At 69.4% G+C, this 6,993-nt stretch carries 7 protein-coding genes and 1 other RNA gene; 5 read left to right on the top strand and 3 right to left on the bottom strand.

The window, feature by feature from the left end; all coding sequences use genetic code 11:
- Positions 1 to 19: 19 nt before the first annotated feature.
- Positions 20 to 2,374 (top strand): xanthine dehydrogenase family protein molybdopterin-binding subunit, encoded by a 2,355-nt coding sequence (locus VFO26_RS14860; RefSeq protein ID WP_349259091.1) that lies wholly within the window; start codon positions 20 to 22, stop codon positions 2,372 to 2,374.
- Positions 2,371 to 3,216, top strand: a complete 846-nt coding sequence (locus VFO26_RS14855) for a xanthine dehydrogenase family protein subunit M (RefSeq protein ID WP_325115831.1) — start codon at positions 2,371 to 2,373, stop codon at positions 3,214 to 3,216. The genes VFO26_RS14860 and VFO26_RS14855 overlap by 4 nt, the downstream gene beginning before the upstream one ends.
- A gap of 63 nt (positions 3,217 to 3,279) precedes the next feature.
- On the opposite strand, the gene VFO26_RS14850 is transcribed toward VFO26_RS14855, so the two are convergent.
- On the bottom strand, positions 3,280 to 4,221 hold the full coding sequence (locus VFO26_RS14850) for a MoxR family ATPase (RefSeq protein ID WP_325115830.1): 942 nt from the start codon (positions 4,219 to 4,221) through the stop codon (positions 3,280 to 3,282).
- Positions 4,222 to 4,364: 143 nt separating this feature from the next.
- Here VFO26_RS14850 and VFO26_RS14845 point away from each other — a divergent pair, with 143 nt between their 5' ends.
- Positions 4,365 to 4,862 (top strand): hypothetical protein, encoded by a 498-nt coding sequence (locus VFO26_RS14845; RefSeq protein WP_325115829.1) that lies wholly within the window; start codon positions 4,365 to 4,367, stop codon positions 4,860 to 4,862.
- Between the two features lie 67 nt (positions 4,863 to 4,929).
- Positions 4,930 to 5,295: a transfer-messenger RNA gene (ssrA, locus tag VFO26_RS14840) on the top strand.
- A gap of 46 nt (positions 5,296 to 5,341) precedes the next feature.
- Here ssrA and lepB read toward each other — a convergent pair.
- A complete protein-coding gene (gene lepB / locus VFO26_RS14835; protein WP_325115828.1) occupies positions 5,342 to 5,947 on the bottom strand; it encodes a signal peptidase I in 606 nt (201 codons plus the stop codon).
- A gap of 191 nt (positions 5,948 to 6,138) precedes the next feature.
- On the opposite strand from lepB, the gene VFO26_RS14830 reads away from it, so the two are divergent.
- Entirely contained in the window at positions 6,139 to 6,561 is a 423-nt protein-coding gene (locus VFO26_RS14830; protein ID WP_325115827.1) for a cupin domain-containing protein, read from the top strand.
- 164 nt (positions 6,562 to 6,725) lie between these two features.
- Here the strand turns inward: VFO26_RS14830 and VFO26_RS14825 are convergent.
- The coding region (locus VFO26_RS14825; RefSeq protein ID WP_325115826.1) for a hypothetical protein at positions 6,726 to 6,993 on the bottom strand (268 nt) is incomplete at its 5' end.

Here is a 6,993-nt window from a genome sequence, read left to right as displayed (position 1 = left end):
GCACGAGGGGGAGGGCGTCATGAGCGCGACCGAGGAGAAGACGGCGTACGTCGGCGCGCCGGTCAAGCGCCGCGAGGACGAGCCGCTCCTCACCGGTCGCGGCACGTTCGTCGACAACATGACCCCCGTGGGGACGGCGTTCATGGTCGTCGTCCGCAGCCCGTACGCGCACGCCCGCGTGAAGGGGATCGACCTGGAGGCGGCGCGCGCGGCGGACGGCGTCGTCGCGGCGTTCTCGGCCTCCCATCTCCAGGAGGATTGGAAGGCGGCGATGCCCTGCGCCTGGCCGGTGACCGAGGACATGAAGAACCCGCCGCACTACCCGCTGACGGACGTCGCGCGCTACCAGGGCGACGGCGTCGCCGTCGTGCTCGCCGAGACGCGCGGGCAGGCGAAGGACGCCGCCGAGCTCGTCGAGGTCGACTGGGAGCCGCTGGATGCCGTGGTGGACGTGGCGACGGCGCTCGACGACGGAGCCCCGCTCGCCCACCCCGACCTCGGCACCAACGAGTGTTACGTCTGGCGGCTCGACACCGACGCGACCGGGCAGGCGATCGAGGAGGCAGAGGTCGTCGTCACGCGGAGCTACTACCAGCCGCGCCTGATCCCGAATGCGATGGAGCCGCGGGCCGTGCTCGCCGTTCCCGGCGCGACGGACGACGTCACGCTCTACTCGGCCACCCAGATCCCCCACATCCTCCGCCTCCTCACCGCGGCGACCCTCGGGCTCAACGAGTCCAAGCTGAGAGTCGTCGCGCCCGACGTCGGCGGGGGCTTCGGCTCGAAGCTCGACGTCTACGCGGAGGAGCTCCTCGCGGTCGCGCTCGCCCGTCGACTCGAGCGCCCCGTCAAGTGGACGGAGGAGCGCTCGGAGAACTACGTGGCCACGATCCACGGCCGCGACTTCGTCACCGAGTACACCTTCGGCGCGACGAAGGACGGCACGATCACGCACTGCCGCGCGAGGGTCAAGGCGGCAATGGGGGCGTACCTGCAGCTCGTCACGCCCGGCATCCCGCTGCTGGGCGCCTGGGTCTACTCGGGCCCGTATGCGATCCCGAACTACAGCGTCGAGTTCACTGGCGTGTTCACGAACACCACGCCGACGGACGCGTACCGGGGCGCCGGGCGTCCGGAGGCGACGTACGTGATCGAGCGCACGATGGACGCGCTCGCGGACGAGCTCGGAATGGACCGCGTCGAGCTCCGCCGCAAGAACTTCATCAAGGAGTTCCCCGCGACGATGGCCTCCGGCCTGACGATCGACGCGGGCGACTACGAGGCCTCGCTCGACAAGCTGCTCGAGCGCCTCGACCTCGATTCGATCCGCACGGAGCAGGCAAAGCGCCGCGAGAACGGGAGCGTCACGCAGCTCGGTGTCGGCTTCTCGACCTACAACGAGATGTGCGGCCTCGCGCCGTCGCGGATCCTCGGCGCGATCCGCTACGCGGCCGGCGGTTGGGAGCAGGCCACCATCCGCTACCTCCCGACCGGTTCGGTGGAAGTCGTCACCGGAACCTCGCCCCACGGCCAGGGGCACGAGACCTCGTGGGCGCAGATCGTGGCCGACCAGCTCGGCTGCGACATCGACGCCGTGGAGGTGCTGCACGGCGACACGGCCGTCTCGCACGCGGGGCTCGACTCGTACGGCAGCCGTAGCCTCGCCGTCGGCGGCGTCGCTCTCTGCTACGCAGCCGACAAGGTGATCGACAAGGCGCGGCAGATCGTGGCGCACCAGCTGGAGGTCGCCGCCGACGACCTCGAGTTCGCGGACGGGACGTTCACCGTCAAGGGCTCGCCCGACAAGGAGATGACCCTCGCGGCGGCCGCCTGGGCGGCGTTCGCCGCCCACGACCTGCCCGACGGCATGGAGCCCGGACTGGAGGGAACGGCGGTCTACGACCCGCCGAACTTCTCGTGGCCGGGCGGCGCGCACGCCGCGGTGGTCGAGGTCGACATCGAGACGGGCGACGCCCGGCTCGTCCGCTACGTCGCGATCGACGACGTCGGCACCGTTGTCAACCCGATCATCGTCGACGGCCAGGTGCACGGTGGGATCACCCAGGGCATCTCGACGGCGCTCTACGAGGAGGGGTCGTACGACGAGGACGGCAACCTTCAGACGGCGAATCTCCTCAGCTACCTGGTGCCCTCCGCCGCGGAGCTGCCTTCCTACGAGCTCGACCGGACGGAGAGCCCGAGCCCGACGAACCCGCTCGGCGTGAAGGGCGTGGGGGAGACGGGCACGATCGCCGCGGCACCCGCGGTGATCAACGCCGTGCTCGACGCACTGTCGCACCTCGGCGTGAAGGACATCCAGATGCCGGCCACGCCCGAGCGTGTCTGGCGCGCGATCGAGGAGGCGAAGGCGTGATCCCTGCACGGTTCGACTACGACGTCGCGGAGAGCGCAGACCACGCCGTCGAGCTGCTCGCGGCCGGCGGTGGCGAGGCGAAGCTGCTCGCAGGCGGCCACTCGCTGATCCCTGCGCTGAAGCTGCGCATCGTGCGGCCGTCGAAGCTCGTCGACATCGGCCGCCTCTCCGACCTCGCCTACGTGAAGGACGGGGGCACCCACATCGCGATCGGCGCCCTCACGCGCCACGCCGACGTCGCCTCCGACCGCCTCCTCGCGGAGCACTGCCCGATCGTCTCGTACACCGCGGCGCAGATCGGGGATCCGCCGGTGCGCCACCGCGGCACGATGGGCGGCACGCTCTCGCACGGCGACCCCGCCTCGGACATGCCTGCCGTGATGTTGGCGCTGAACGCGGACCTCGTCGCACGCGGGACGGGCGGCGAACGGGTGATTCCCGCCGCGGACTTCTTCACGGGCGTGTTCGAGACGGCGCTGGCGGCGGACGAGGTGCTCGTCGAGGCTCGCGTCCCCAAGCTGGGCGCGTCGACCGGCTGGGCGTACGTGAAGGCCAACCGACGGGCCCAGGACTGGGCGACCGTCGGCGTCGCCGCCCTCGTGCACCGCGACGACGGCAAGGTGGCCGGCGCCTCGATCGGGCTGGTCAACATGGGAGCCACGCCGCTCCGCGCACGGAGCGCGGAGGACGCGCTCGCAGCTGCGGCCTCGATCGCCGATGCCGCGGCGCTCGTGACGCAAGGCACCGACCCGCCGAGCGACCACGCGGGCTCGTCCGAGTACCGCGCACACCTCGCCCAGGTGATCACGCGGCGCGCGCTCGAGCAGGCAGTGGCCGAGTAGCCGACCGGACGCGCGCGGGCGGGACGCCGCTCGCGCGCTTTTTCCGGCTGCCGTCCGCTCCGTCTAGGAGGTAAGGGGGGAGTCCAGCGCCATCTGGAGCGCGGCGTCCGGCGTCAGGTCCTCGTCCTCCACGATCAGCCGGTGGGGAAGCACGTACTGCGCCATCTCGCGCACGTCCTCGATCGTCACCGTGTCGCGGCCTTCGAGCCGCGCGTTGGCCTTCGTCGCGCTCATCAGGTGGATCGCAGCACGCGAGCTCGCGCCCAGCATGACGCCCTCGATCTCGCGTGTCTTGCGGACGACCCCGATCGCGTACCGGGCGACCTCCTCGGGGACCACCGTGCCGTCGAGCTCGACCCGGGCCTTGTCGAGTCCGACGATCCCGAGCAGCGGCATGATCTCGCCCAGCATGTCCGGCGTGACGCCGGTGTGCGGGAGGCGGAGCATGTCGACCTCGTGCTCGTAGTCCGTGTAATCGATGTAGACCTTGAAGAGGAAGCGGTCGAGGTTCGACTCGGGGAGCGGGAAGACGCCCTCCTGCTCGAACGGGTTCTGGGTCGCGATCACGAGGAACGGGTCGGGCAGCCGGTGGACGCGCCCCTCGACGGTGACGCTTCGCTCCGCCATCGCCTCGAGCAGCGCGGCCTGCGTGCGCGGCGGGGTGCGGTTGATCTCGTCGGCGAGCAGGACGTTGGTGAAGATCGTCCCCGAGACGAACTTCGTCTCGCCGGCACGAGTGATGTTCTCGCCGACGAGCTCGGTGGGCGTCGTGTCAGGAGTGAACTGGACGCGGTTGAAGTCCGCTCCCAGCACGTAGGCCGTCGCACGGCCGAGCAGGGTCTTCGCGGTCCCCGGAGGGCCCTCGAGCAGGACATGGCCCCGCGCCATCGCGGCGATGAGCAGCAGCTCGACCGCCCTGCCCTGGCCGACCACGACCTTGCCGACCTCTGCCTTCGCACGCTCGCGAAGCTCGTTCAGGCTCACGTACGTATGGGTGATGGCCACGCCGGCCGTCCCTCCTCGTTCGATCTTTGCTTTCCCAAGACGATACTCGGCACGGCGGAGGATGTCCTGAACGCCAGATCGGGCCCTCCGCGCCCGATCGGCCCGTGACGGCGACCGATACCGCGGCGTAGACTCCGGCCGACGTGGGGCGCTACTGGCAGAGGCCGCTCGGGTCGAAGCTCATCGTCCTGCTGAGCGCCGCCTTCCTGGTCGAGATGCTCGCTCCGTGGACGCGTGTCTGCGTGGCGACGGGCACCGTCGCGGAGAGGAAGTGTGGGTGGACGACCGGGTACGAGGGGTCCGATTTCGGGCTCTACGCCGCGTTGTTCGCGCTCGCGATCCTCGTCTGGGAGCTCTTGCCCATCCTGATCCCGAGGTTCTCCATGCGCGGCTGGCCCACCGCGATCGTCACCGCGATCCTCGGCGTCGGGCTCGGGCTGTGCACGCTCGTGAAGGTGATCGAGGACAACGAGTTCCAGACCGGCTGGGCCTGGGTCGGTCTCGCGATCGCGCTCGCGACGATGCTGGTCGCGCTCCTCCGCGTGCGCTACCGGTGGGGCATCCGCGGCCGCGACCGGCCGCCACCCGCGTCGTCCCCTCTGTCGGAAGGTGGACAGTCCCCGGGAGGCGAGGGCTCCTAGTACCGGCATGCCCTCGACCGCCGGTGGACACGCGGACGGCCGCAGCTATCCTTGGAGGACAACATACGGGGGCGACCAGGTCTCGACGTGGTCGGTTCTCCGGTCGAGCAGCGAGCCGAGGTCGCCGGTCGGCCTCGTAAAACAACCGGCACAAACGCAAGTGCGAAGAACGATCTCGCACTCGCCGCCTAGCAAACACTAGGTCAGGCGACGTCCCTCCCGGTTCGGCCCGAGGCCGGGGACGGGGCGCCAACGATCGGGCTCAGGCGCCGAGGGAGAGCCACTCGCCCGAGGCGCGACATTCAAGGAGGGCTGGCCCGCCGGTAGGTCGTCCGCGAACCGGCCGTCGGGCGAGACCAAAGCGCGGACTACGCTCGTAGAAGTTCGGTCGGTACGACCGCGGACGCGGGTTCGATTCCCGCCGCCTCCATACTCGGTTCGACTCGACGTCTCACGTCCCTGTGCGGGCCGAAGAAGCTCTAGCGGAGCGAGAGCTGGTTCGGCGGCCAGTACGTGAGCATCACGGGGCCGATGAGGCTGCTGCGGGGCACCGTTCCCCACACGCGGGAGTCGCAGGAATGAATCCGGTTGTCGCCCGCGACGAAGTAGTGGTCTTTCGCCACGCGTGGCCAGCTGCGGCTCTCGTGTCCCCTCCGCGATGGCTCCACGTATGGCTCGACAAGGCGCTTGCCGTTGATGTAGATGACGCCGCCGCGTTCCGAGACGATCTCGCCGGAGAGCCCGACGATGCGCTTGACGAACGTCGAGCCTCCGTCTTGCCGTCCGCATCGCTCGGCCGCTCGCGGAGCCGTGAACACGACGATCTGTCCACGTTTGGGATCACCGAACCTGTAGGCGAGTCGGTTGGCAATGACGCGGTCGTCGAACCGACCTTCGCACCAGGCGCCGGGCTTCGCACAGTGGAGCGTCGGCTCCATCGAGGACGTGGGAATGCGGTACGGCTTGGCCACCTCTGCCTGGAACGCCAGGACACAGGCGACAGCCAGAGCGATCGTCACGGACCAGTCGAGGATGGTCCGCCACGGCTGCGGGATGCGACTCAGGCGACGGTCGAGGACCTTCATGGGCGTGTCGACATTGTGCTCTCGTCATTCGTCGTCGTGTGGGAAGGCAAGGGGGAGCTGTCATGCGTCGCGGCGACTTGCCTGCAGAGAGGCAGGGATTTTCCCAGTTTCCATGGGAGCGATTTGCAGAGAGGCCCGTTTGCCGGTTGACCCGTCCGCAAGCACGGAATCGAACTGGGTACGGTTGCGCCGTGCCGTTCACGCTCACCAACATCAAGGACGATCTGGAGGACATCGGCGATAGGTTCGACGGTGCGCCGGATCTGGTATTCCGCGCGGGGACCAAGGCGCTCGAGCTCGAGAAATGCGCCCTCAGCTACCAGCACGTTCCTCCGGGCTATCGCTTTCCGTACGGCCACACGCACAAGACGCAAGAGGAGCTGTACGTGGTCGTGCGCGGGAGCGGGCGGATGAAGCTCGACGACGAGATCGTCGAGCTCAAGGAATGGGACGCGGTGCGCGTCCCGCCCGGTACGTGGCGAGGCTACGAGGCCGGGCCCGAGGGCCTCGAGCTCCTCGTCATCGGTGCGCCCAACCTCGGCGAGGATCCGCGCGAAGACGTCGATGGCCAGCGCGACTGGTGGGCTGAACAGGGCCGGGCAGGTGAGGCGTAGGAGAAGGAAGCCACTCGGCCGAGGGCGCACGGTGCCCTTCTCGCTCGTAGACCAGTCGGAGGGGTGTCGGCCAGCCCCAGTTCCAATGTCCGGGCAGATAGATGGCCGCTGAGGACATATTCCTCCAGCCCGCGGAGGCGGAAACGCTGCACGTGGCAGGGAGGTCACGCGGGTGCGATTGCGTACTTCACGGCTTCTTCGGGGGACATGGCGGCGCCTTCGGCCAGGGCGTCTTCCGGGAGCGGCGTGATCGCTCGATGTCGACTCGCGCGATGGTGACTCTGCTCGAGCAGAGCCTGACCGGCGCCCCACAACCTGCCCGCGTGCATCAGTTCGCCCTCGTCGGCATGCACGATCGCGAGTTCCAGCAGGCAGTCGCCGACCGCACCCTGCGCGCCGAGGGCCGCGAACCGCTTCACGGCGTCCGTCAGC

The sequence above is a fragment of the Gaiella sp. genome (assembly GCF_035710885.1).
In the GTDB taxonomy this organism is placed as follows: domain Bacteria; phylum Actinomycetota; class Thermoleophilia; order Gaiellales; family Gaiellaceae; genus Gaiella.
This window is presented reverse-complemented; position numbering and strand designations above follow the sequence as displayed.

What these genes read in the sequence shown, in the direction of transcription:
- VFO26_RS14860 (WP_349259091.1), top strand. Translation starts at nt 20, where the DNA reads ATGAGCGCGACCGAGGAGAAGACGGCGTACGTCGGCGCGCCGGTCAAG.
- lepB (WP_325115828.1), bottom strand. Translation starts at nt 5,947, where the DNA reads ATGAAGGTCCTCGACCGTCGCCTGAGTCGCATCCCGCAGCCGTGGCGG.